The sequence below is a fragment of the Sphingomonas benefaciens genome, from assembly GCF_052907485.1.
In genome coordinates this window covers 186,270-209,897 of the sequence record NZ_JBREIC010000002.1, presented here as the reverse complement: position 1 = coordinate 209,897, position 23,628 = coordinate 186,270, and the positions used below count along the sequence as shown (strand labels likewise).

General features: G+C 68.1%; 19 protein-coding genes and 2 pseudogenes. 16 read left to right on the top strand and 5 right to left on the bottom strand.

Annotated features, from left to right (window positions below):
* Window positions 1-2 precede the first annotated feature (2 nt).
* The 5 genes and pseudogenes from ACU5AX_RS09530 (at window position 3) to ACU5AX_RS09510 (ending at window position 6,595) form a co-directional block, all read left to right on the top strand.
* Window positions 3-1,661: an MFS transporter gene (locus ACU5AX_RS09530; protein ID WP_446690683.1), complete on the top strand. Its 1,659-nt coding sequence runs from the start codon at window positions 3-5 to the stop codon at window positions 1,659-1,661.
* The gene (locus ACU5AX_RS09525; RefSeq protein ID WP_446690682.1) at window positions 1,658-2,824 is read left to right on the top strand and encodes an HlyD family secretion protein; all 1,167 of its coding nucleotides are present in this window, start codon (window positions 1,658-1,660) and stop codon (window positions 2,822-2,824) included. The genes ACU5AX_RS09530 and ACU5AX_RS09525 overlap by 4 nt, the downstream gene beginning before the upstream one ends.
* A 212-nt stretch (window positions 2,825-3,036) precedes the next feature.
* On the top strand, window positions 3,037-4,419 hold the full coding sequence (locus ACU5AX_RS09520; RefSeq protein ID WP_446690945.1) for an efflux transporter outer membrane subunit: 1,383 nt from the start codon (window positions 3,037-3,039) through the stop codon (window positions 4,417-4,419).
* Between the two features lie 85 nt (window positions 4,420-4,504).
* Window positions 4,505-4,834, top strand: a pseudogene (locus ACU5AX_RS09515) (PAS domain-containing protein); the annotation flags it as partial.
* Window positions 4,835-4,879: 45 nt separating this feature from the next.
* Complete coding sequence (locus tag ACU5AX_RS09510) at window positions 4,880-6,595, top strand: ATP-binding protein (protein WP_446690944.1); 1,716 nt, start codon at window positions 4,880-4,882, stop codon at window positions 6,593-6,595.
* Window positions 6,596-6,615: 20 nt separating this feature from the next.
* On the opposite strand, the gene ACU5AX_RS09505 is transcribed toward ACU5AX_RS09510, so the two are convergent.
* Complete coding sequence (locus ACU5AX_RS09505; RefSeq protein ID WP_446690681.1) at window positions 6,616-7,434, bottom strand: HpcH/HpaI aldolase/citrate lyase family protein; 819 nt, start codon at window positions 7,432-7,434, stop codon at window positions 6,616-6,618.
* Window positions 7,431-8,792 carry a glycoside hydrolase family 47 protein gene (locus tag ACU5AX_RS09500; RefSeq protein WP_446690680.1) on the bottom strand — a complete coding sequence of 454 codons (1,362 nt, stop codon included), beginning with the start codon at window positions 8,790-8,792 and terminating at the stop codon, window positions 7,431-7,433. Before ACU5AX_RS09500 ends, ACU5AX_RS09505 begins: the two co-directional genes overlap by 4 nt.
* A gap of 300 nt (window positions 8,793-9,092) precedes the next feature.
* On the opposite strand from ACU5AX_RS09500, the gene ACU5AX_RS09495 reads away from it, so the two are divergent.
* A complete protein-coding gene (locus tag ACU5AX_RS09495) occupies window positions 9,093-12,122 on the top strand; it encodes a TonB-dependent receptor domain-containing protein (protein WP_446690679.1) in 3,030 nt (1,009 codons plus the stop codon).
* Between the two features lie 59 nt (window positions 12,123-12,181).
* Here the strand turns inward: ACU5AX_RS09495 and ACU5AX_RS09490 are convergent, their stop codons facing one another.
* Window positions 12,182-12,595: a hypothetical protein gene (locus ACU5AX_RS09490; protein WP_198353628.1), complete on the bottom strand. Its 414-nt coding sequence runs from the start codon at window positions 12,593-12,595 to the stop codon at window positions 12,182-12,184.
* Window positions 12,596-12,727: 132 nt separating this feature from the next.
* On the opposite strand from ACU5AX_RS09490, the gene uvrA reads away from it, so the two are divergent.
* The 9 genes and pseudogenes from uvrA to ACU5AX_RS09445 all read left to right on the top strand — a co-directional run bounded on the left by uvrA (window position 12,728) and on the right by ACU5AX_RS09445 (window position 20,131).
* Window positions 12,728-15,643: an excinuclease ABC subunit UvrA gene (gene uvrA, locus ACU5AX_RS09485; protein WP_446690678.1), complete on the top strand. Its 2,916-nt coding sequence runs from the start codon at window positions 12,728-12,730 to the stop codon at window positions 15,641-15,643.
* Window positions 15,640-16,914, top strand: a complete 1,275-nt coding sequence (locus ACU5AX_RS09480) for a hypothetical protein (protein WP_446690677.1) — start codon at window positions 15,640-15,642, stop codon at window positions 16,912-16,914. The genes uvrA and ACU5AX_RS09480 overlap by 4 nt, the downstream gene beginning before the upstream one ends.
* Before the next feature lie 145 nt (window positions 16,915-17,059).
* Window positions 17,060-17,218, top strand: coding sequence for a type II toxin-antitoxin system RelB family antitoxin (relB, locus tag ACU5AX_RS09475; RefSeq protein ID WP_446690943.1), 159 nt, complete (start codon window positions 17,060-17,062; stop codon window positions 17,216-17,218).
* Between the two features lie 47 nt (window positions 17,219-17,265).
* Window positions 17,266-17,340: pseudogene (locus ACU5AX_RS09470) on the top strand (hypothetical protein); the annotation flags it as partial.
* A gap of 77 nt (window positions 17,341-17,417) precedes the next feature.
* Window positions 17,418-17,492, top strand: a complete 75-nt coding sequence (locus ACU5AX_RS09465) for a hypothetical protein (protein WP_446690942.1) — start codon at window positions 17,418-17,420, stop codon at window positions 17,490-17,492.
* A 136-nt stretch (window positions 17,493-17,628) separates the two neighbouring features.
* A complete protein-coding gene (locus tag ACU5AX_RS09460; protein ID WP_446690676.1) occupies window positions 17,629-18,483 on the top strand; it encodes a hypothetical protein in 855 nt (284 codons plus the stop codon).
* 196 nt (window positions 18,484-18,679) lie between these two features.
* Entirely contained in the window at window positions 18,680-19,162 is a 483-nt protein-coding gene (locus ACU5AX_RS09455) for a hypothetical protein (RefSeq protein WP_446690675.1), read from the top strand.
* A gap of 30 nt (window positions 19,163-19,192) precedes the next feature.
* Window positions 19,193-19,672 (top strand): DUF3597 domain-containing protein, encoded by a 480-nt coding sequence (locus tag ACU5AX_RS09450; protein WP_446690674.1) that lies wholly within the window; start codon window positions 19,193-19,195, stop codon window positions 19,670-19,672.
* Window positions 19,673-19,741: 69 nt separating this feature from the next.
* Window positions 19,742-20,131, top strand: a complete 390-nt coding sequence (locus ACU5AX_RS09445; RefSeq protein ID WP_446690673.1) for a hypothetical protein — start codon at window positions 19,742-19,744, stop codon at window positions 20,129-20,131.
* A gap of 134 nt (window positions 20,132-20,265) precedes the next feature.
* Here ACU5AX_RS09445 and ACU5AX_RS09440 read toward each other — a convergent pair whose 3' ends face one another.
* Window positions 20,266-20,427 carry a hypothetical protein gene (locus ACU5AX_RS09440; RefSeq protein ID WP_446690672.1) on the bottom strand — a complete coding sequence of 54 codons (162 nt, stop codon included), beginning with the start codon at window positions 20,425-20,427 and terminating at the stop codon, window positions 20,266-20,268.
* A 113-nt stretch (window positions 20,428-20,540) separates the two neighbouring features.
* On the opposite strand from ACU5AX_RS09440, the gene ACU5AX_RS09435 reads away from it, so the two are divergent.
* Entirely contained in the window at window positions 20,541-22,463 is a 1,923-nt protein-coding gene (locus ACU5AX_RS09435; protein ID WP_446690671.1) for a S9 family peptidase, read from the top strand.
* Window positions 22,464-22,596: 133 nt separating this feature from the next.
* Here ACU5AX_RS09435 and ACU5AX_RS09430 read toward each other — a convergent pair whose 3' ends face one another.
* A complete protein-coding gene (locus tag ACU5AX_RS09430; RefSeq protein WP_446690670.1) occupies window positions 22,597-23,616 on the bottom strand; it encodes a cell wall hydrolase in 1,020 nt (339 codons plus the stop codon).
* Between the last annotated feature and the right edge of the window lie 12 nt (window positions 23,617-23,628).

Here is a 23,628-nt window from a genome sequence, read left to right as displayed (position 1 = left end):
CCATGCTGAGCCGGTTGCGCCGCTTCCTGACCGAGGAACATTGGGAGTTCCTGCCGCACGAGCGGCCGGCGCTGCCCGGCTCGCCCGGCTCGGTGGAGCATGCGACGCGCACGCGCATCGCCTATGGCGTGATCGCGGTGCTGCTCGGCATGACCGGCGGTTTCGGCAATGCGCTGATCTCCGCCAACACCCAGACGCTGCAGGGGGCGCTCGGCCTCGATCCGGCGCAGATCGCCTGGCTGCCGACCGTCTACGTGATGACCAACGTCAGCATCAATCTGCTGCTGATCAAGTTCCGCGCGCAGTTCGGGCTGCGGCCCTTCGCGCTGATCTTCCTCGGCCTCTACTGCCTGGTGACGCTCGGCCATCTGTTCGTCCGCGAATTCCAGACCGCGGTGCTGGTGCGGGCGGTCAGCGGCATGGCCGGCGCGCCCTTGTCCAGCCTGTGCCTCTATTACATGATGCAGGCGCTGCCGCTGAAATGGCGGCTGAAGGCGATCGTGCTCGGCATCGGCGTGCCGCAATGCGCGACGCCGCTCGCCCGGCTGTTCTCGCCCGAATTGCTCGCCATGTCGCAATGGCGGACGCTCTACCTGTTCGAGCTCGGCCTGTCGTTGCTCAGTTTCGCCGCCGTCGCCCTGCTCCGCCTGCCGCCGACCACCCGGTCCAAGGCGTTCGAGAAACTGGACTTCGTCACCTTCGTCCTGTTCGGCGGCGCGCTCGCGCTGATCGCCGCGGTGCTCGGGCTCGGCCGCTACGTCTGGTGGACCAACGCCGCCTGGATCGGCTGGGCACTGATCGTCGCCATACCGATGCTCGCCGCCGCGCTGATCGTCGAGCATCACCGCGCCAATCCACTGCTCAACACGCGTTGGCTGGGCAGCGGCGACATCATTCGCTTCGCGGTGGTGACGATCATGGCGCGGATCGTCCTGTCCGAGCAGACCTTCGCCTCCGTCGGCCTGCTCACCGTGCTCGGCCAGAACAACGACCAGCTCGGCACCTTCTTCCTGATCATCTTCTTCGCCTCCGCCGCCGGCGTCGGCTTGAGCGCGCTGACGCTGGACACCGAGCGATCGGCGCATCCGATCATGCTGGCAGTCGGGCTGGTCGCGGTCGCCGCCTGGCTCGACAGCTATTCGACCAGCCTGACCCGCGCGCCGCAGATGTACGTGACGCAGGCGCTGATCGCCTTCGCCGGCACCTATTTCCTGGGGCCGGCGCTGCTGTTCGGCATGCTGCGCGCGCTGCAGCAGGGCGCCGGCCACGTGATCAGCTTCATCGCGGTGTTCGGCATCGTCAACGGCATCGGCGGCCTTGCCGGATCGGCGCTGCTCGGCACCTATCAGATCGTCCGCGAGAAGGCGAACAGCGCCGGCATCGTCCAGGGCATCGACCCGACCGACCCGATCGTCACGCAGCGGCTGCAGGCAGGCGGATCGGCGGTGGCGCGGGTCGTCGGCGACCCGGCGCTGCGCAGTGCGGAGGGCGGCGCGCTGCTGTCGCAAACCGCGACGCGCGAGGCGAACGTGCTCGCCTATGACGACACCTTCCGCCTCGTCGCGATCCTCGCCGCCGCGACCTTCCTCTACCTCCTCTTCCTCTTGATCCGCCGCGCCTATCGTGCCCGCCGCGCTGCGCTGGCAGGAGCTCCCGCATGACCGACACCCGCAGCCCCGCCGCCACCAATCCCGTCGACTCCGCCCCCGCCACCGAAGAAGCGCAGGCGGAGGCGCAAACGGGGGCCGCCGCTCCCGCCAGCTCGGGCTGGACGCCGGCGCCGCCGAGCCGGACGGCGGTGATCGTGCTGACGGTGATCGCCATCGCCGGCGTGCTCGCGGTGCTCGCCGCCTGGCGGCTGCCACCCTTCGCCACCGCCTATGAATCGACCGACAATGCCTATGTCCGCGGCCGCACCACGGTGATCGCACCGCAGGTGTGGGGCTATGTGACGCAGGTGCTGGTCCGCGACTTCGAGCAGGTCCAGGCCGGCCAGCCGTTGGTGCGCATCGACGACCGCATCTATCGCCAGCGCGTCGACCAGGCGGCGGCACAGGTGTCCGCCCAGGCGGCGACGCTCGCCAATGCGCAGCAATCGGAGCGCAGCCGCGAGGCGAGCCTCGCCGCGCAGAATGCCGCGGTCGCCAATGCGCAGGCGCAGCTGATGCGGGCGGAGGCCGACATGGCGCGCGTCAACGATCTGGTGAAGGACGGATCGGTCAGCTTGCGCGAACGCGACCAGACGCTCGCCGCGTTGCGCCAGGCCCAGGCAGCGGTGCAGCAGGCGACCGCGGCGCGCGAGATCGCCCGCCAGGACATCCGTACCGTGCAGGTCGGTCGCGGCGGCCAGCGTGCCGGCGTCTCCGGCGCGGAGGCGGCGCAGCGGCTGGCGCAGATCGACCTCGCCAACACCGTGATCCGCGCGCCGGAGGCGGGGCGGCTGTCGGAGGTCGGCGTGCGCGTCGGCCAGTATGTCACCGCGGGGTCGCAGTTGATGTTCCTGGTGCCGCCGGAAACCTGGGTGATCGCCAACTTCAAGGAGGCGCAGACCGCCCGCATGATGGTCGGCCAGCCGGCGAGCTTCACCGTCGACGGCCTCGCCAATGCGCGGCTGACCGGCCGGGTCGAGCGCATTTCGCCCGCCGCCGGCTCCGAATTCGCGGTGCTCAAGGCGGACAATGCGACCGGCAATTTCACCAAGGTGCCGCAGCGTATCGCGGTGCGCATCCGCATCGATCCGGGCCAGTCGCTGGCGCAGCGCCTGCGCCCGGGCATGTCGGTGCAGGCACGGGTCGACACCTCCTCCGGCCCGGCGGTGCGCTGATGCAGGAGGCGATACGGCTTGGATGCGACGTCACACCGTTGGCGGCAATCCCCGACGTCGCACACAGCCGCGCCGAGCCCCTCCCCTTCAGGGGAGGGGTTGGGGTGGGGCATTGCCCCAGGGAAGGCGTCTGCGGCAGCGCCCCACCCCCGTCCCCTCCCCTGAAGGGGAGGGGAGGCATTCACCTTTCGCGTCTTCGCGTCTTCGCGCGCATCGTCACTGTGCTTGCCGCGAGCACCAGCCTCGCCGCGTGCATCGGCCCGCGCCCCGCACCGCCCGCCGCCAGCGCGATCGTGCCGCCGCCCGGCTGGCGCACCGCGCTTGGTCCGGCCACGCCGATCCGCGCGGACTGGTGGAACGCCTTCGGCGATCCGGTGCTGACCGATCTCGTCGACCGCACGCTCGCCAACAACGTCGACATCGCCACCGCCGCCGCGCGGGTCGAGGAGGCGCGCGCCGCCTTCCGTCTCGCCCGCGCCCAGCAATCGCCGCAACTCGGCGGGCAGGTGCCGTCGACCAGCGGCCAGACGGTCAGCCCGCTCGGCACCCCCAGCGACGCGATCGGCGCCGCGCCCGCCGTCGCCGCCAGCTACGACCTCGACCTGTTCGGCCGCCTCCGCCAGGCGAGCCGCGCCGCGCGGGCGCAGGAACTGGCCAGTGAAGGTGCCCGCGACACCGTCCGCCTCGCCGTCGCGAGCGGCGTCGCCACCGGCTACATCACCCTGCGCAGCCTCGACCAGCGGCTCGCGGTGGCGCGCCAGACGCTCGCCGCCCGCGCCGAAGGGCTGCGCATCGCCCGTCGTCGCGCCGAGACCGGCTATACCTCCAACCTCGAGCTGCATCAGGCGGAGGCGGAATATCGCGCCACCGAACAATTGATCCCCGCCGCCGAACTCGCCGTGACGCGGCAGGAGAATGCGCTCAGCCTGCTGCTCGGCGCAGCGCCGGCGGCGATCCCGCGCGGCCTGCCGCTCGACCGGCTGGCGCCGCCGCCGATCCCCGACGGCCTGCCATCCGACCTGTTGCGCCGCCGTCCCGACCTGTTCCAGGCGGAGCAGACCTTGGTCGCCGCCGACCGCACGCTCGACAGCGCGCGCGCGGCAATGCTGCCCAATCTCGCGCTGACCGGCAGCGCCGGCGTGACGCTGTCGACCGCGCTCGCCAACCCAATCGGCGTGTTCACCATCGGCGCCAGCATCCTGTCGCCGATCTTCGACGGCGGCCGGTTGCGCGCGCAAAGCGACGTCGCCACCGCCCGCCGCGACCAGGCCGCCTTTACCTATCGCCGCACCGCGCTCGGCGCGTTCCGCGAGGTCGACGACGCGCTCGCCGGGGTGCGCCGCTCGGGCGAGCAGGCGGTCGCGCTCGGCCGCCAGGTCGACGCGCTCGCCGCCGCGCTCAACAATGCGCGCAACCGCTACCGCGCCGGCTACAGCAGCTATATCGAGCAGCTCGATGCGCAGCGGGGCCTGCTGACCGCGCAGCTGTCGCTGGTGCAGGCGCGTGCCGACCGGCTCAACGCCTATGTCTCCCTCTATCAGGCGATGGGCGGCGGCTGGAGCCGCGACGACATCGACGCCGTGCGCCGGCCATGAAGGACCCGACCGGCCCGAACGGATCGACTCCTGTGCCCGGACGTTCCGCCGCCCCATCCCCTCCCACTTTCGACCATGACCACCTATGCCGGACCCGAACGTGACAGACGAAGTGCAGAGCAGCGTCGGCAGCTGGGACTGGGACATTCCCAACGATCGCGTCACGGCCGACCCCGGCTTCGCGGCGCTCTACGGCGTCGATGCGCAGGAGGCGGAGCGCGGGGTCGCGATCAGCGGATTCTTCGCCGGCATCCACCCTGACGATGCGCCCCGCGTCCAGGCGGAGGTGGCGCAGACCATGGCGACCGGTGGCGATTTCACCAGCGAATACCGCCTGCTCCAGCCCGACGGGCGCAGCCTGTGGGTGATGGCCAAGGGGCGCTGCATCGTCGATGAGGCGGGCCGGCCGCAGCGCTTTCCGGGCATCAGTTTCGACATCGATGCGCGCAAGCGGGCGGAGATGCGGCTCGCCGCGCTGCTCGAACTCAACGATCGCCTGCGCGAGCCCGGCGATGCCGCCGACCTCGCCTTCGCCGCGGCGGAAATCCTCGGCCGCCTGTTCGAGGTCAGCCGCGTCGGCTACGGCACGATCGACCGGGCGGCGGAGACGATCGTCACCGAACGCGCCTGGTGCGCGCCGGGCATCCTGCCATTGCCCGGCATCCTCCATTTCCGCGACTATGGCTCGTATATCGAGGATCTGAAGCGCGGCGACACCGTCGCCATCGGCAACGTCTACGACGACCCGCGCACCCGCGACACGGCAGAGGGGCTGAAGGGCCTGGCGGCGCTGTCCTTCATCAACATGCCGGTGACCGAACAGGGCGGCTTCGTCGCCTTGCTCTACCTCAATCACGCGGTGCCGCGGGCCTGGCAGCCGGAAGAGGTCGCCTTCGTCCGCGACGTCGCCGAGCGGACCCGCGACGCGGTCGAGCGCCGCCGCGCCGAACAGGAGCTGGCCGCGCTGACCGTGTCGCTCGAGGAGCAGGTCGAGGCGCGCACCGCCGAGCTGATGGCGGCGGAAGAGCATCTGCGGCAGGCGCAGAAGATGGAGGCGGTCGGCCAGCTCACCGGCGGCCTCGCCCATGATTTCAACAACATGCTGACCGGCATCTCCGGCGCGCTGGAGATGATGCAGGTGCGCATCCGCCAGGGGCGGATCGGCGACCTCGAACGCTATGTCACCGCGGCGCAGGGGGCGGCGCGGCGCGCGGCGGCGCTGACCCACCGCCTGCTCGCCTTTTCGCGACGCCAGACGCTCGATCCCAAGCCGACCGACATCAACCGGCTGGTGCGCGACCTGCACGATCTGATCCAGCGCACCGTCGGTCCGGGGATCGAGGTCGAGGTGGTCGGTGCCGCCGGGCTATGGCCGGCGATGGTCGATCCCAACCAGCTTGAGAATGCGCTGCTCAACCTGTGCATCAATGCGCGCGACGCGATGCCCGACGGTGGCCGCATCACGATCGAGACCGCCAACCGCTGGCTCGACCAGCGCACCGCGCGCGAGCGCGACCTCGAGCCTGGCCAATATCTGTCGCTTTGCGTCACCGACACCGGCACCGGCATGACGCCGGAGGTACAGGCGCGCGCCTTCGATCCCTTCTACACCACCAAGCCGATGGGCGAGGGCACGGGCCTCGGCCTGTCGATGATCTACGGCTTCGCGCGCCAGTCGGGCGGGCAGGTCCGCATCTATTCGGAGGTCGGGCAGGGCACGACGATGTGCATCTACCTGCCGCGCCATTACGGCGACGCCGAGGGCGACATCTTGGTCGACACCAGCGAAGCGGTGACGGTGTCCGAGGGGCAGGCGACGGTGATGGTCGTCGACGATGAACCGACGATCCGCATGCTCGTCACCGAGGTGCTCGACGAAATGGGCCATACCGTGCTGGAGGCGGGCGACGCGGCGGCGGCGATGCGGCTGTTCGCGACCGGGGCGCATGTCGACCTGCTGGTCACCGACGTCGGCCTGCCGGGGCAGATGAACGGTCGCCAGCTCGCCGATGCGGTGCTGGAGCAGCGGCCGGAGCTGAAGGTGCTGTTCATCACCGGCTATGCGGAAAATGCGGTGATCGGCAACGGCCCGCTCGCGCCCAACATGGCGCTGGTCACCAAGCCCTTCGCGATGGACGTCATCGCCGACCGCATCGCCGCGATGCTGGACGCCTAGACCTTCCCGCCGCCGGGGGATCAGCGGGTCGACGCCAGGATCCGCTCCGCCTCGGCCAGGTGCAGCCGCTCGACCATCGCGCCGTCGAGCCGGATTGCGCCCTTGTCGGCGGCCCCTGGCGTCGCAAAGGCTGCCACGACCTGGCGCGCCCAGGCGACTTGCTGCGCATCGGGCGCGAACGCCGCATTGGCGGCATCGATCTGGCTGGGGTGGATCAGGGTCTTGCCGTCGAAGCCGAGCATCGCCCCCTGCGCGCATTCGGCGGCCAGCCGCTCCGCGTCGCCGATCGCGTTGCACACGCCGTCCAGCACGGTCAGCCCGGCGGCGCGGCCGGCGATCACCAGCTGCGACAGCGCCGGCAGCAGCGGCATCCGGTCTGGCCCTGGTCGGCAGCGCATCTCCTTGGCGAGATCGTTGGTGCCCGCGATCAGCAACTCGCAGCGCGTCGCCGCCGCGGCCGCGACGATCTCGGCCAGGCGAAGGATCGCGCCGCAGGTTTCGATCATCGCCCAGAGCGGCGGGCCGTCGCCGCCGATCGCCGCGCGGGCGGCGTGCAGATCGTCGGCCCGAGCCACCTTGGGCAGCACCACCGCCATCGCCTCGCCCACCATCGCCGCGTCGGCCGCGCCCCAGGGCGTGTCGAGCGCATTGATGCGGATTGCGACCGGCCGCGTCCGCGCCACCGCCGCCGCGGCATCCCGCCCGCTCGCCTTCATCTCGGGCGCGACCGCATCTTCGAGGTCGAGGATCGCCGCGTCGCACGCCAGCCCGTCGAGCTTGGCGATCGCCCGCGGATTGGACGCGGGCAGGAACAGCACGCTGCGCCGCGCGCCCGTCACCGCCGCAGGCCCTTCAGCACATTGCCCTCGGTCGACAGGTAATTGTCCTTGTAGTCGAAGCGCTTGGTCTCGCTGAAGATCAGCCAGTAATATTTCATCTGCTCCGACCACCAATAGCCCGGGCAGGCATCGTCCTGCGCGCCGGTGCGCACGTCCTTGAGGCCGGAAAAGCCGTGCGGCGCCTTGTTCTTGGCGATCATCAGCCGGAAATGCTTGGCGACGACATGCCGCCAGCGTTCGTCGCGGTCGTGCAGCCACAAGGTGAAGGCACCGTCGGCGAGTTCGGGACGCAGCGCGTTGGTCGGCGCCAGCACGCGCCAGTCGGTCGGATCGAATGCCTCGGGCAGCACGCCATAACGGTCCTGCGCCGCGATCCACCCCGTCATCGCCGCGACCCCGGCGTCATGGTCGCCGCCCTCCGACAACAGGCCGCCGTAATAGGCCGACAGCTCGCTCTGCCGCAGGCTCAGCTTCGCCCCCGTCTCGAAATCGACGTTGGCGAACCACAGGTCGCCCGTCGTCCGGTCCGCCATCCGCGCCAGGATCGCTGCCGTTTCGACACGATAGGCGTCGCGGCAGCGGACGTCGCCGGTCAGCCGCCACGTGTCCCACAGATATTCGAGATAGCTGTCGGTCGGCGGCCCCACCGTGGCGCGGCGACCGACCCATTGTCCGGTGGTGACGTCGATCGTGTCGCCGACCAGCCCGATCTTCGATCGCCGTGCATGCAGCGCCAGCATCGCGGCGACCGCCTTGTCGGCGAACCGTCGCTCGCCGGTCAGCCGCGACAGCGTGACATATTCGGGCGCCATGCCGCCGCCGATCTCTGCCGGGAAGGATTGTCCGTCACGGGTCTTGCCGGTGCGCAGATTGACGTAGCGCATCGGCATGCCCGTCGGCGTGTCGAAACAGGGCATCATCCGGCTGGCCAGATCGTGCGCCAGTTCAAGCAATCTGGCATCGCCGGTGGCGAGATGACCGGAAAGCAGGCCGCCGACCAGTCGGATCGACGCCTCGAACACCTGCGCGTCGCCGTCCAGGTCGAAGGTCAGCCGCTGGTGGATCCAGCGCACCGCATCTTCCAGCTCGGCGTCCAGTCCCATCAGCCACAACGTATCGAGCGCCTCGACGATCGACAGGCCGACGCTGGCGCCGGGGATCAGGAACGACTGGCCGCCGCCCGACACCGGCTTCACCTCGTCCTGCCCCCAGGCGATCCGACGATAGGCGGCGAAGGCGAAGCGCATCGCGGCCTTCACCTCGCCGGCCAGGGCCTGCCAATCCTCCCGTGGGGTGGCGGCGGGGAGCGGGGCGGCCGTGGCGGCGAGACCGGCGGCGATCAATTGGCGTCGATTCATGCCGCGAGTCTACGCGGCCATGCGGCGATCTCAACCGCCCTGCGCTGGTCCGCGTCAGCGCATCATTGATGCGGCACGCCGGCCCTTCGCGGCAGAATGATGTGCTTTCGGCGCTACGACAGCAACATTGCTATTTTTCGCATATTTCGGAGTGTTGCACGGCTGCAACAGAGCGAAAAAATCAAAGTGGGACGACAACCAATTCAGTAGCTTAGACATTTCCAGCGCTCTAGGGGCGCCGGTCCTCTGGACAGATAAACTGTCCTAATCCGCCGGCCGCATAATCATAGGACCAGGGACATGACCGTAGCGTATCGTCGCCAGTTGCTCGCGACCTCACTTCTCGTCGGCGCGAGCCTGCTCGCCACCCCCACGCTCGCGCAGCAGCAGGCCGGTACCGACCAGATCACCCCGGCGCAGACCACCCCCGCCGACACCACCAACGATCAGGCCGCCAGCCCGGCCGCGACCGGCGTGACCCCCGCCGGCGATGACGCCACCTCGACCCAGGCGCCGACCCCCGGCGGCGATATCGTCGTCACCGGTTCGCGCATCGCCTCGCCCGCCGCCGCCAGCGCCTCGCCGCTGCAGGTGATCGGCGCCGAGCAGATCCAGCAGCAGGGCGCGATCAACGTCCAGGAAGTGCTGCAGCTCAATCCGGCCTTTGGTACGCCGGGCATCAGCCGCACCAATTCGTCCTTCGCGACCCAGGGCGCCGGCGCCGCCACCGTCAACCTGCGCAACCTCGGTGAGGACCGCACGCTGGTGCTGGTCAACGGCCGCCGCTTCGTGTCGGGCCAGCCGGGCAGCCAGGCGGTCGACCTCAACGTCATCCCGACCCAGTTCATCGACCGCATCGACGTGCTGACCGGCGGCGCCTCCGCCGTCTACGGTTCGGACGCGGTCGCCGGCGTCGTCAACATCATCTACAAGAAGAATTACGAGGGCCTGCAGCTCGACGGCCAGACCGGCATTTCCGAGCGCGGCGACGGCTTCGATCGCCAGGTCAGCCTGCTTGCCGGCAAGAATTTCGCCGACGGCCGCGGCAACATCATGCTGTTCGGCGGCTATTCGAAGCAGGGTACCGTGCTGAAGCGGAACCGTTCGACCGAGGCGGGTTCGAGCGCAATCGACACCACCAGCCTGGGTGCGCAGAACGGCAACGATGCGGACCTGTTCAAGCAGCAGGTGTTGCTGTCCGGCTTCACGCCAGGCGGCCGCTTCTACGCCGGCGATCAGACCTTCAGCTACAATACCGGCTCGCTGGTCAATTGCACCGGGGTCAGCTGTGGTGGCTTCAACCGGTCCGACTCCCGTTATCTCGCGGTGCCGGTCGAGCGCTACACCGCTGCCGGCCGTGCCAATTTCGAAGTCTCACCGGCGGCCAACCTGTGGGTCGAGGGCAATTACGCCAAGACCAAGGTCAACACCGTCATCGAGCCCTTCCCGCTCAGTTCCGACCTGGTCGCGATCGCGAGCGGCGGCCAGGTGCCGATCCAGACGCGCGTCGGCGGCGTGACCTATCGCAACCCGTTCGTGCCTGACGCGATCTTCAATGCGGCGACCGACACGGACGGCGACGGGCTGAAGGATATCTATTTCGATCGTCGCCTCGCCGATTTCGGGCCGCGTACCAGCTCGGCAGATCGCGACCTGTACCGGATCGCCGGTGGCCTCAACGGCAGCTTCGCGGGCAATCGCTGGAGCTACGAGCTTTATGGTATCTACGGTGAGAGCAAGGAGCATCAGACCGGCAGCGGCCAGTTCAACAGCACCAATTTCCTTCAGGCGCTGAATTCGTACCGTGATCCCGCCACCGGCCAGATCGTCTGCGCCGACCCCGCGGCGCGTGCGGCGGGCTGCATCCCGGCCAACATCTACGGCATCGGCACGCTCGCCGCGGCGGCGCCGTACCTTGCCGTGCCGACGACGCTGGATGCCAAGATCACGCAGACCGTGTTCGGCGGCAACGTCACCGGCAAGCTGTTCTCGCTGTTCGGCGCCGACCCAATCGGCGTCAACATCGGTACCGAATATCGGCGCGAGACCAGCAGCAACACGTTCGACATCCTCACGCAGCAGGGCCTGAACGGTAACAATGCGCTGCCGTCCACGTCGGGCAGCTTCCACCTGTGGGAAGGCTTCGCCGAGGCGATCGTGCCGATCGTTCAGGACAAGCCGTTCTTCCATTCGCTGTCGCTGCGCGGGGCGGTGCGCGTGTCGGATTACTCGACCGTCGGGACCACCTTCAGCTACAATTACGGCGGTGAATGGGCGCCCGTGGAGGACATCCGCTTCCGCGTCATCAAGGCGCGGTCGGTGCGTGCGCCGAACATCAACGAACTGTACCAGCCGGCGCAGCAGGACTTCCCGTCGGGTCTGCAGGACCCCTGTCTGGGCGTGACGGCGACGACCACCGGTACGGTGGCGACCAACTGCCGTGCGGCCGCGGGCGTGGCGGCGAACATCGCGGCCAACGGCGCGTTCACCAACAACCAGGCTGACCTTCAGGGCATCACCAGCTTCGCCGGCGGCAACCCGAACCTGCAGGAAGAAAAGGGCGACAGCTTCACGGCGGGCGTGGTCATCAACCCGCGTTCGGTGAACGCGCTGCGCAACCTCGTTATCACGGTCGATTACTTCAACATCCGGATCAAGGATGCGATCGTCACGACGCCGCTGCAGTTCATCCTCAACCAGTGCTATTCGGCGTCGATCCAGAGCTATTGCGATCTGATCGTGCGTCGCCCGGCGGCGCTCGGACCGAACAGCGCCGGCTCGCTTGACGAGGTCAATTCCAGCCCGCTCAACAGCGGCGGCGTGAAGACGTCGGGCATCGACACGACGGTGACCTGGCGTCAGAACCTCGCCAACTGGGGCCTGGACGGTACGCTCGGCCTGCGCGGTTCGTATACGCATCTGATCAGCGGCTACAGCATCCCCACGCAGGGGTCGGCACGCGACTATTTCGCTGGCGAGATCGGCGCGTCGCGTGACAAGTTCACGATCAACAGCTCGTATGATCTCGACGGCGTCGGCCTGACCGTCACCGGCACCTGGCTCAGCCAGGCGAGCCTTGACGATCAGCTGACTGGCGCACGTCCGGGCAGCAATCCGCTGTACCGCGTCCGTCCGCAATTCTACCTCGATTCGCAGCTGCGCTTCCGCACCCGCGACAATTTCGAGTTCTTCGTTGGCGGCGACAACCTGCTCGACAACAAGCCGCCGTACCTCGCCGACATCGGCAGCTCGGCGGGGCAGGACACCGATGCGGGCACCTACGACCCGCTCGGCCGTCGCTATTATGCCGGCGTGCGCATCGGCTTCTGATCCGTCCGCTTCGACGATCTAGAAAGGGGGAGTGGCCGCAAGGTCGCTCCCCTTTTTCGTCAGGCCTTCTTGCCGAACAGCTTGCCCAGCACGCTTTCCGCAACCGTGCCGACCATCGCCAGCATCGCCGCCGGATCGGGGTCGCCCTGCGTGCCCTGCGGCGGCGTCGGCGGAGCGTGGGGCGGGGCGGGGGGCGCGGGCGGCGCATCGGGACCGGCGGGCGTCGGCGGCACGGGGGGCACTGGCGCGGCCGCAGCCTCGCGCTTGGCCCGGCCCTTGGCGACGGCGGCGCTCGCCGCGGCGGCGGCCATCGTCAGCCCGGCGGCGAGCATCTCGCGCCCCTGCGGCGTGTTGGCCTTCTCCAGCACCGCACCGCCGATCTCGCGCACCTCCTTGGGCAGGCGGATGCCCATCACCTCCTTGGGCAGCTTCGCTTTCTTGGTCTTCTTCTTGTCGCCGCTCTTCTTGCTCATGACTGCCTCTTCGCTGTGCTACAGCTAGGTAATACACGCCCGCATCAAATCAACGGGTGCTGGCAGGCCGGTTCGTGCGTTCCTATCTGCCCAACCTAGCATAATCCCCGGAACAGAAGTAGAACCGCGAGCATGAGCCTCACCACCATCTCCGTCCGCGGCGCGCGCGAGCACAATCTCAAGGACGTCGACGTCGACATCCCCCGCGACACGCTGACGGTGATCACCGGCCTCAGCGGCTCGGGCAAGTCGAGCCTCGCCTTCGACACCATCTATGCCGAGGGGCAGCGCCGCTATGTCGAGAGCCTGTCGGCCTATGCGCGCCAGTTCCTCGAACTGATGCAGAAGCCGGACGTCGACCATATCGAGGGCCTGTCGCCGGCGATCTCGATCGAGCAGAAGACGACCAGCCGCAATCCGCGCTCGACCGTGGCGACGGTCACCGAGATCTACGATTACATGCGCCTGCTGTGGGCGCGCGTCGGCATCCCCTACAGCCCGGCGACCGGCGAGCCGATCGCCGCGCAGACGGTCAGCCAGATGGTCGACCGCGTCATGACCCTGCCGGAGGGGACGCGCCTCTATCTGCTCGCGCCGGTGGTGCGCGGCCGCAAGGGCGAATATCGCAAGGAGCTGGCGGAGTGGCAGAAGGCGGGCTTCACCCGCGTCCGCATCGATGGCCAGATCCACGAGATCGACGAGGCGCCCGCGCTCGACAAGAAGTTCAAGCACGACATCGAGGTGGTCGTCGACCGGCTGGTGATCCGCGAGGACATCACCACCCGTCTCGCCGAAAGCTTCGAGACCGCGCTCGCGCTTGCCGACGGCCTGGCCTATGTCGACCCGGCCGATCCGGCGACCGACGAATATACCCCGCACACGCCCAAGTCGGCGGTGCTCGGCGATCACGCGCCGCCGGGCCGCATCGTGTTCAGCGAGAAGTTCGCCTGCCCGATCAGCGGCTTCACCATTCCCGAGATCGAGCCGCGGCTGTTCTCGTTCAACGCGCCGCAGGGCGCCTGTCCGGCCTGCGACGGCCTCGGCGAGAAATTGCTGTTCGACGAGGATCTCGTCGTCCCCAATCACGACCTTTCCATCAAGAAGGGCGCGGTCGTGCCCTGGGCCAAGTCCAATCCGCCCTCGCCCTATTACATGCAGGTGCTCGGCTCCCTCGCGCGCGAGCTCAAGTTCGACCTCGACACGCCGTGGAAGGACCTCCACCCGGAGGTACAGGACAAGATCCTGTTCGGCACCGGCAAGACGCCGGTCACGCTGACCTTCATCGACGGCAAGAAGAGCTACGACGTCAAGAAGCCGTTCGAGGGCGTCATCGGCAACCTCAACCGCCGCATGCTGCAGACCGAGAGCGCGTGGATGCGCGAGGAACTGTCGCGCTACCAATCGAGCCGCCCGTGCGAGGTCTGCCACGGCGCGCGCCTCAAGCCGGAGGCACTGGCGGTCAAGATCGCCGGCCAGGACATCGCCCACGCCACCCATCTGTCGGTGGTCGACGCGCTAACCTTCTTCACCGCCATGCCGGACACGCTGTCGGACCAGCAGCGCGCGATCGCCGAACGCATCCTCAAGGAGATCGTCGAGCGCCTCGGCTTCCTCAACAACGTCGGGCTCGACTATCTCAACCTCGACCGCACCAGCGGCACATTGTCGGGCGGCGAAAGCCAGCGCATCCGCCTCGCCAGCCAGATCGGCAGCGGCCTGTCCGGCGTGCTCTACGTGCTCGACGAACCGTCGATCGGCCTGCACCAGCGCGACAACGACATGCTGCTCGCGACACTCCGCCGGCTGCGCGACCTCGGCAACACCGTGCTGGTCGTCGAGCATGACGAGGATGCGATCCGCACCGCCGACTATGTCATCGACATGGGGCCGGGCGCCGGCGTCCACGGCGGCCAGGTCGTCGCCAAGGGCACGCTCAAGCAATTGCTGAAGAGCAAGACCAGCGTCACCGCCGATTACCTGAACGGCGTGCGCGAGGTGCCGGTCCCCGCCACGCGCCGCAAGGGCAATGGCAAGAAGCTGACCGTCCACAACGCCCGCGCCAACAACCTCACCGGCGTCACCGCGAGCGTGCCGCTCGGCACCTTCACCTGCATCACCGGGGTCAGCGGCTCGGGCAAGTCGAGCTTCACCATCGACACGCTCTTCGCCGCCGCCGCGCGCCAATTGAACGGCGCGCGAATCCTCGCCGGCAAGCACGACAAGGTGACGGGGCTCCAGCACCTCGACAAGGTGATCGACATCGACCAGTCGCCGATCGGCCGCACCCCGCGCTCCAACCCGGCGACCTACACCGGCAGCTTCACGCAGATCCGCGACTGGTTCGCCGGCCTGCCGGAGGCGCAGGCGCGCGGCTACAAGCCCGGCCGGTTCAGCTTCAACGTCAAGGGCGGCCGTTGCGAGGCGTGCCAGGGCGACGGCGTGCTCAAGATCGAGATGCACTTCCTGCCCGACGTCTACGTCACCTGCGACGTCTGCCACGGCGCGCGCTACAATCGCGAGACGCTGGAGGTGAAGTTCAAGGGCAAGAGCATCGCCGACGTGCTCGACATGACGGTCGAGGATGCCGCCGAGTTCTTCAAGGCGGTGCCGCCGATCCGCGACAAGATGGAGATGCTGGTCGAGGTCGGTTTGGGCTACGTCAAGGTCGGCCAGCAGGCGACGACTTTGTCCGGCGGCGAGGCGCAGCGCGTCAAGCTCGCCAAGGAATTGTCGCGGAGAGCCACCGGCAACACGCTCTACATCCTCGACGAACCCACCACCGGACTCCACTTCGAGGACGTGCGCAAGTTGCTCGAAGTGCTCCACCAACTGGTCGAGCAGGGCAACACCGTGGTGGTGATCGAGCACAATCTCGACGTCATCAAGACCGCCGACTGGATCATCGACCTGGGGCCGGAAGGCGGGGTGAAGGGCGGCGAGATCGTCGCCACCGGCACGCCGGAAGAGGTGGTGAAGGAGCCGCGGAGTTACACGGGGAAGTATCTGGCGCCTTTGTTGAAGGGTGCGCGGGCGGAGGCGGCGGAGTGAAATCCGAGTTCGCACCAGGCGAACCCTGTGGTTGCGGCAGCAGACAGCCATACTCACGTTGCTGTCAGACAGAACGAGTTAAGTATTACAGAGATGGCCGAGGCAGCGTTTTTAAGTCTATATCGCTAAACGAAGCAGGTGTTGATGCCTTCAAGGAGGCAAGTGATCGCTTTAGAGAAATGTTTGGTCGAAAACCTAGTAAAAAAGATCAGATTCTTGTAGATAGTTATTCGTATAGTCCTGATGATCTTTACCGCGATATGATGAAGGCATTTAGAGAGGCGGGCACGCCGGGCCACCTTGCTTATGCATTTTCTCGCACAGGATTGATCGTTACAGAGAAAAATCGCGACTTGGCGAGCCCGATTGATCTGGAAGAGTACGAGGCGGCCATCGATGAATACATGCTCGCATACGAAGCAGGAATCGACTTATTAGAAGCCGATGGCGGACCTGTTGCAATTAGATTGAGCGAATTTCATGATATTCTGAATATGATTGTTATTCATCTTGGAAGCTATGCGGCTAAATCGCCAAGAGAAACAGGAAAAACTCAATCTACTTTTTTTCAATACCTGCTGGTAGGAAAAGTTCACCAGTGCGCCAAAGCATTGCACCGCGGCTGGGGTACTCACCTTACGACTGAGACGTTTTCACTTTTACGTAGTGTATTTGAATGCGCACTTTTAATACGAAGGCTTCATGAGCAAAAAGAATTTGCCAAGACCCTATTTGCTCAGGCGCTTGTTGGCATTGGCCCATTTTCTTATCGACTGAAGAAGAATGGGGAGATAGATCGTTCCAAGATTTTTGATTCGTCCTCGGGCGAATTTTTTGAGGCAAGGACCTCTTATTTTGATTGCGCGAAAATAGCGTCTGAAGATGAGGCAATTTTTTTTGAGGTGATATACCCGTTCCTCAGTAGTAATATCCATTTTGATGGAGCCAGCTTCATCAAACAGTATCGCGACACTGGCAGTTTCCTAATTTGGGAAAAAGGTGATAGCGCAACTCAAGCAATCTTCATACTGGCGGTTTTCTCGTATTTTATCATATCACTCCGCCAAATCGAAGCCGTCCCATCGCTTCAAAAGCGCGATATGCAGTATCTATTGGGAGAGATCGCAGATTGTTTTTACGGACTCTACATCGCTCTTGACGATGAAGATACGGAGATAGACGAACACACATCTCTCGTATTCCACTCTGCGGACCGCTTATTCAGGGGAGAAAGTTTAAGCGAAGTAAAAGATCAAGATAGTAGCGTATAGGTTCTAAACTCCCTAGCCGCGTTCACCTCAACCTGCTATTTTTGCAACCCGCGCGAATTAATTTGATGTCAGCCAAGCCTTAACATCATTCCCTTCCGCCAGCTCCCGCGGCCCGCTACATTCCCCTAATGACCGACCTAACCCCATCGAGTCGGAGTTCGCGACCAGCGAGGACGCTGTCGCGCATGACGCGTGGTTCCGCGGTAAGGTGGAGCGGGCAATGGCGTCCACCGCCCCCAAAATCCCGCACGACCAGGTGATGGCAGAGGCGCGCATGATCATCGATCGGCACCGGGGGAAGTGACACTCGCCGTCGTCTGACACGACGACGCCTCCGCCGACTTTCTCGACATTCTCGATTACATCGCCGAACGCAACGTTGCTGCCGCGGACCGGCTAGAGGCGCTGATTCTGCATGCCGCCGACCGGCTGCCCGATCACCCCTACATTCACCGCCCCGGCCGCGTGCCCGGCACGCGCGGGGCGATCGTCCACCCAACTACATCCTCGTCTACCGCGTCGGCACGGACGCGATCGACATCCTCGCCATCCTCCACGCCCGCGAGCAATATCCCTGACGACATGCGCAGGGGCGGCTAACGCAAAACGCCCCACGTTCGTTCTATCCGAAAGATCAAACCAAGAACAAAGCGCTGTCCTACATCGCGCCGATCTGCCAGCCTCGCCCCTATCAACCGAGCGACGGAGGGTAGGATGAGCAAGCAGCAACGCACCTGGACCAAGACCGAAAGCGAGTTCTTCTGGATGCGCGGCGAGGCGCAGCGCGAGGCGACCGACCGCGCGATCCTCGCCGGGATCGAGGCGACGAAACGGGGCGAGGACCCCGGCCCGGCGATCGAGGCGACGCGGCCGATCAGCGAGGCGCACTGGCAGGAGAAGGCCGCCGCCTGGGACGCCGGCCGCCGGGCCGCCGGCGGCGAGACGCCCGACCCGGCGACGCCCGAGCCGCCCGCCGACGACCGATGCGACCGCCTGCGCGAACTCGAGGCGCGGCTCCAGCCGACGCGACTGCGCGTCGCCGGCTGGTCGACCGCGAAGCAGCGCGCGTTCATCGTCGCGCTGGCGGAAACCGGCTGCGTCAGCCACGCCGCCGCCGCGGTCGGCCGCTCGCGCCAGAGCGCCTATGCGCTGCGCAACCGGGCGCCGCGCTCGATCTTCGCGCTCGCCTGGGACGTCGCGATCGATCTCGGCCGCAAGCGCCTGCTCGATATCGCACTCGAACATGCGATCGAGGGGCGTGAGGTCGCCGTCTGGTACCGGGGCGAACAGGTCGGCACCCGCCGCGTCTTCAACGACCGGCTGATCGCCTTCCTCCTCGCCCACAAGCGCGCGCCCGCACATCCCGCGCTCACCGATTACGAGGCGGCGGGGTCGCTGCCGCAGCTGCTCGCCCGCATCGACGCGGTATTGCCCGACCCGATCACCGTTCACGCCGCGGCGGAGGCCGCGCTGCACGCGTCGGCGGACGAGGGGGGCGGTCGCACCCGTTCGCGCTGGGGCGATCTGTTCCCGCAGCCCGACGCGCTCTTCCCCCCGCTGGAGGACTGAGCGCCGGGAGGGCGGAGATTGGCCGTTCAGGCGTCAATTCTGTCAAGACTCGCGATGCTGGGGCTGGGGCGGGGCGGTGGTGGGCGCAGGACAAGGGCAGGGGCTGAGCCGGTGAACACGTGCCACTCGCCACGGAACGCCGCCGCGCCTTGACCCGTTGGGCGCAGGTATCCCGACCGGCGAAAGGACATTCTCCATGGTTTACAAGAAGATCGCCTTCGGCCTCGGCGCCTTTGCGGCGGGCGCGGCGGCGTGGACCGCGGGCGCCGCCGCCTTCGGTCCGCAGCCCGGCAGGAAGCCCGGCCGCCGCGGTGACGCCGCCAACGACCGCGCCTCCGATCCGCTCGACGACGGCGTCGGCGCGGTGCCCGGCGACAGCACCACCTCGCCGGTCACCCCGCGCCCCGCGACCATGGCGGCCGCGCCGGTCGGCCGCGCCGAGGAGGAGAAGCATTTCGAGGAGCAGCCCGGCAACCCGGCCGCGGAGCATGTCCCGACCGATCTGATGGGCGACACCCACCCCGGCAACGACAGCCGCGCGCCCGACGCCTTCCGCCCCGATCCCACCGCCGTGCCGACCGACGCCGAGAAGGAGGCGCTGCGCCCCGCCACCGGCCCCGCGCCGACCCTGGTCGCCGACCGCGGCAGCGGCTTCAGCGAGGGCGCCGGCGCCGCCTGATTCCCTTTTCCCCGTACAGGAGCTTTACCGATGAGCATTTTCGGCGCGATCAAGCACGCGATCTTCGGCGACAAGGGGCCGCTCGGCGGCCAATTCTCCGGCCAGAAGGCGGATACCGCCAGCGGCCATGCCCAGACCACCGATGCCGAGCCGCAGCGCCCGGCATCGCCCGCGCCGGCGCCTGCCGCTCCCGCACCGGCCGCCGCTCCGCAGGCCGCCGCCCCACAGGCCGCGGCACCTGCCGCGCAGCCGGTCGACGCCGAAGCGGCGATCGCGCGCATCGCCGAACAGAAGGGCAATCCCAATCTCGACTGGCGCCATTCGATCGTCGACCTGATGAAGCTGCTCGACCTCGATTCCAGTCTCGACAACCGCAAGCAGCTGGCGACCGAGCTCGGCTATACCGGCGCCAAGGACGGTTCGGCGGAGATGAACATCTGGCTGCACAAGGCGGTGATGCAGCAGCTGTCGCAGAATGGCGGCGCCGTGCCCGCGGGCCTCAAGGACTGACCTGATCCGCCCGGAACGCACCCCGGTCCGGCCCGTTGCGCCGGGGCCGTTTCCGGTCGGAGAAATACCATGGATTATAAGAAGCTTAGCTTGGGGCTCGGGGTATTCAGCCTGGCCCTAGGCGCTGCCGAACTGTTCGCGCCGCGACGCATCGCCAAGGGCCTGTCGGCCGAGGGGCACGAGGGGCTGGTCAAGGGCTTCGGCGGGCGGGAGATCGCCGCCGGTGCCGCGATCCTGCAGGCGCCGGGCCATTCCACCGCGGTCTGGAACCGCGTGCTCGGCGACGCGATGGACCTGACCGCGCTCGGCGCCTCCGCGCGCAAATCGCCCGGCAACCGGCTGGTCTGGGGCGCGCTGGCGTTCGTCGCCGCAGTCACCGCGCTCGACGTGGTCACCGCCCTGGGCCTCGATCGCGAGACGGGCAAGGCGCTGCCGGTCAGAGAACCGGCGACGGCGTAACCAGATCCTCCCCGGCACGGGGAGGGGGACCGCCGACGGCGGTGGAGGGGGGCTTCCACGCAGCGCTGCGTCGGCCGATACCCCCCTCCGTCAGGCCCGCGGCCTGCCACCTCCCCGTGCCGGGGAGGATGGGCTCACGCATTCTTGGTCAGCGACGATTTGCGCGGGATCGTCTCGCCCTGCGGCTGGCCCTTGTCGAGCGTCTCGCTCGGCCGGCGCGCGTCGCCGGGTTGCTGATGCTCGGTCGACAGATTGGGGTCGCGCGTCACCTCGGTCGGCTTCGTATCGTCCTTCATGTCCATGGCTCCTCTCGTCCCCCGCCAACGGTCCGGGTGAGCGACCCGTTCCCCTTGCGGGGCGACGCATGGCCGCTAAGCTGGCCCGGTCCACCGCCCGTTCCGGAGCCGTCATGCGTCTGAAATCCGCCGCTTTTGCATCCGCTGCCATTCTCCTTGCCGCCGCGCCCGGCGCGACCCAGACCGCCCCTGCGATCCACGGCTACGGCAGCCTCGCGCTCAGCCCCGCCGGCGACCGGACCGCGACGATCGAGGCGCAGGGCACGCGCGGCGTCGTCACGCTGCGCAGCGCCGCCGACGGCCGCGTCCTCGGCACGCTCGATCCCTGCCCAAGCTGCGGCTATTCCGGCCTGACCTTCGCGCCCGACGGCGGCCTCGTCTTCCTCGCCCGCGATTACAAGGCCGGCACCGTCGCGCTGGATCATGCCGACGCCAGGGGGGCGGTGCGCACGCTGGCGACGATCCGCGGCATCGCGCAGACGCCGCGCGTCTCGCCCGACGGCAAGCGCGTGGCGCTGCTCGTCACGCTCGGCGCCAACAAGGAATCGGGCGCGACCCAGGCGGGCGTGCGGATGATCGGCGAGATCGGCGAGCAGAATGACGAGCAGCGGCTCGCCGTCTTCGACATCGCCGGCAGCAACGTCACCGCCGTCACGCCGGTGTCGCCGCAGGGCCGCTACATCTACGAATATGACTGGACGCCCGACGGCCGCGGCTTCGTCGCGACCACCGCGCTGGGCAATGGCGACAACAATTGGTGGGTGGCGACGCTCGACGCGATCGATGCGCAGAGCGGCGCGGTGCGCCAGATCGCCAAGCCGGCGACGCAGCTCAATCAGCCGCGCGTCTCGCCCGACGGTAAGACCGTCGCCTATATCGGCGGGTTGATGAGCGACTTCGGCTCGATCGGCGGCGACGTCTTCACCGTGCCGCTCGCCGGCGGCACGCCGCGCAACATCACGCAGGGCGCCCGCGAGACGGTGACGACGATCGACTGGACGCGCGGCGGCCTGCGCACCGTCAGCCTGGCGGGCGACCAGGTGCGGCTTGGCACGTTGGTGCCCGGCCGGCCGGTCGCGCCCGGCTTCGCCAAGGCGGCGAGCGCGACCGCGGGCGACGGCCGCGCCGTCTTCTCCGCCGATGGGCGTATCGCCGCTGCGGTGGTGCAGGATTACGAACATGCCCCGGCCATCTACGCTGGCCCGGTCGCGGCGCTGCGGCAGGTGACGCACGACAATGACGCGATCCAGCCGATCGCCAGCGCGCGCAGCGTCACCTGGAAGAACGAGGGCTTCGACGTGCAGGGCTGGCTGCTCGGCCCGCGCATTGCGCCGACCGCCAAGGCGCCGATGATCACGATGGTCCACGGCGGCCCGTCCGCGGCATCGACGCCCAATTTCTACACGCCGGCCAGCATGGTCGCGCAGCTGATCGGCGCGGGCTATTACGTCTTCTATCCCAATCCGCGCGGCAGCTACGGCCAGGGCGAGGCGTTCACCGCCGCCAACAGGCGCGATTTCGGCGGCGGCGACCTGCGCGACATCCTCGCCGGCATCGATGCCGTCGAGAAGGTGGCGCCGATCGACGACAACCGCCTCGGCCTCGGTGGCTGCAGCTATGGCGGCTTCATGGCGATGTGGGCGAATACCCAGACCAACCGCTTCAAGGCGATCGTCGCCGGCGCCGGCCTGTCCAACTGGGTCAGCTATTACGGCACCAACGGCATCGACCAGTGGATGCTGCCGTTCTTCGGCAAGTCGATGTACGACGACATGAAGGCGTACGAGGACGTGTCGGCGATCTACCAGGCCAAGAAGGCGAAGACGCCGACCTTCATCTACGTCGGCGAACGCGACATCGAGGTGCCGCCGACCCAGTCGATCGAATGGTGGCATGCGTTGAAGGACAACCATGTGCCGGTCAGTTTGGTGATCTATCCCGACGCCGGCCATTGCGTCCCGGCGCCGGAACAGTCCCGCGACGTCACCAAGCGCGCGATCGCCTGGTACGACACTTATGTGAAGGCGGCGAAATAGGCGCCGTCCTGCCCCACGCCGCGGGGCGGGGGCCGGCGAAGCCGATGGAGGGACTGTTCCGCGGGCGGTATCGTCGGCGGCGGTACCTTCCCTGGGCGCCCGCGCGCTGCCGCTACGCCGCGAGCGACAGGGGTCAGCGCAGCGGCGTGCCCGAATCCTTCCACTTGTCGAGCACGGTCGATGCCGGCGGCAGATGGTCCTCGCCGGCCGCCGCGACCGGAGACAGCGCGCGGCCGCTGTCGGCATAGGGTGCGCGCACCTCCGCCGCGGGCGTCACCGGCGCGACCGGCACCGGGGCGGCGGCGGCGATCAGCGCCGGCGCGGCGGGCGTGACCGGCAACAGCGGCGGTGCATGCGGCCCGGGCAGCGGCTCGCCGCCGCGATAGGGGCGGCCGAACGCCGCCGCCGTCCCCCACGGCCCCTTCCAGCGGTGGAACAGGTGCGCGCCGACCACGTCGGTCAGCACCAAGGTCCGGTTCCACGCCGGCGTCACCGCATAGGTGTGGTAATGCGTCGCCAGCCCGACCGGCGCATAGACATAGCCGGCGAGCGCCTTGGCCGCGCTACGCGCCGCCCGCGCCCAGCCGCTGCGCGACGGCACCCGCGCCATCGCTCCGTCGCAGGCGAAGCTGAACTGGCAGCCGGCGTGCTCCGATCCCTGGTAGACGACGCCGCACACCGTCGCCGGAAAGGCGGGATGGCGGACGCGGTTGAGGACGACCTGCGCCACCGCCGCCTGGCCGGCGTCCGATTCGGACGCCGCCTCGTAATAGACCGCCGCGGTCAGGCATTCGAGCGCGCGGCCGCGGTCGATCGCGGTCGCCGCCCGGGTCGAGAAGGGGGCGGCGCCCGCCTGCATCGACGGACCGAGCGCGGCGCGGGCCACGGCGGCGGGCAGCGGCGGCAGCGCGATGGTCCCGGTGACGCCGACCGCCGGCGCCGCCTGTTCGGCGACCGGCGCGTCCGTCCGGTCCGCCGCGGCGTAGAGCAGGGCGGCGCCGGGGAAATGCGCTTCCGCCTCATAGCCGGTGGCCTGCGGCAGCGGCGGCACCGCGCCGGCATGGGCGGCGATCGCCAGCCACGCCGCCCGCACCGCCAGCGCGACGAGCACCGAAGCCGCCAGCGCGACCAGCGCCAGCCACGCCCGCGTCATCGTTCTTATGGT

Coding starts and splice junctions, on each gene's coding strand:
- ACU5AX_RS09490 (WP_198353628.1), bottom strand. CDS start 12,595: ATGAGCAAGAAGAGCGGCGACAAGAAGAAGACCAAGAAAGCGAAGCTG.
- ACU5AX_RS09510 (WP_446690944.1), top strand. CDS start 4,880: ATGCGGCTCGCCGCGCTGCTCGAACTCAACGATCGCCTGCGCGAGCCC.
- ACU5AX_RS09450 (WP_446690674.1), top strand. CDS start 19,193: ATGAGCATTTTCGGCGCGATCAAGCACGCGATCTTCGGCGACAAGGGG.
- ACU5AX_RS09525 (WP_446690682.1), top strand. CDS start 1,658: ATGACCGACACCCGCAGCCCCGCCGCCACCAATCCCGTCGACTCCGCC.
- ACU5AX_RS09430 (WP_446690670.1), bottom strand. CDS start 23,616: ATGACGCGGGCGTGGCTGGCGCTGGTCGCGCTGGCGGCTTCGGTGCTC.
- ACU5AX_RS09435 (WP_446690671.1), top strand. CDS start 20,541: ATGCGTCTGAAATCCGCCGCTTTTGCATCCGCTGCCATTCTCCTTGCC.
- ACU5AX_RS09440 (WP_446690672.1), bottom strand. CDS start 20,427: ATGAAGGACGATACGAAGCCGACCGAGGTGACGCGCGACCCCAATCTG.
- uvrA (WP_446690678.1), top strand. CDS start 12,728: ATGAGCCTCACCACCATCTCCGTCCGCGGCGCGCGCGAGCACAATCTC.
- ACU5AX_RS09445 (WP_446690673.1), top strand. CDS start 19,742: ATGGATTATAAGAAGCTTAGCTTGGGGCTCGGGGTATTCAGCCTGGCC.
- ACU5AX_RS09530 (WP_446690683.1), top strand. CDS start 3: ATGCTGAGCCGGTTGCGCCGCTTCCTGACCGAGGAACATTGGGAGTTC.
- ACU5AX_RS09455 (WP_446690675.1), top strand. CDS start 18,680: ATGGTTTACAAGAAGATCGCCTTCGGCCTCGGCGCCTTTGCGGCGGGC.
- ACU5AX_RS09500 (WP_446690680.1), bottom strand. CDS start 8,792: ATGAATCGACGCCAATTGATCGCCGCCGGTCTCGCCGCCACGGCCGCC.
- ACU5AX_RS09460 (WP_446690676.1), top strand. CDS start 17,629: ATGAGCAAGCAGCAACGCACCTGGACCAAGACCGAAAGCGAGTTCTTC.
- ACU5AX_RS09495 (WP_446690679.1), top strand. CDS start 9,093: ATGACCGTAGCGTATCGTCGCCAGTTGCTCGCGACCTCACTTCTCGTC.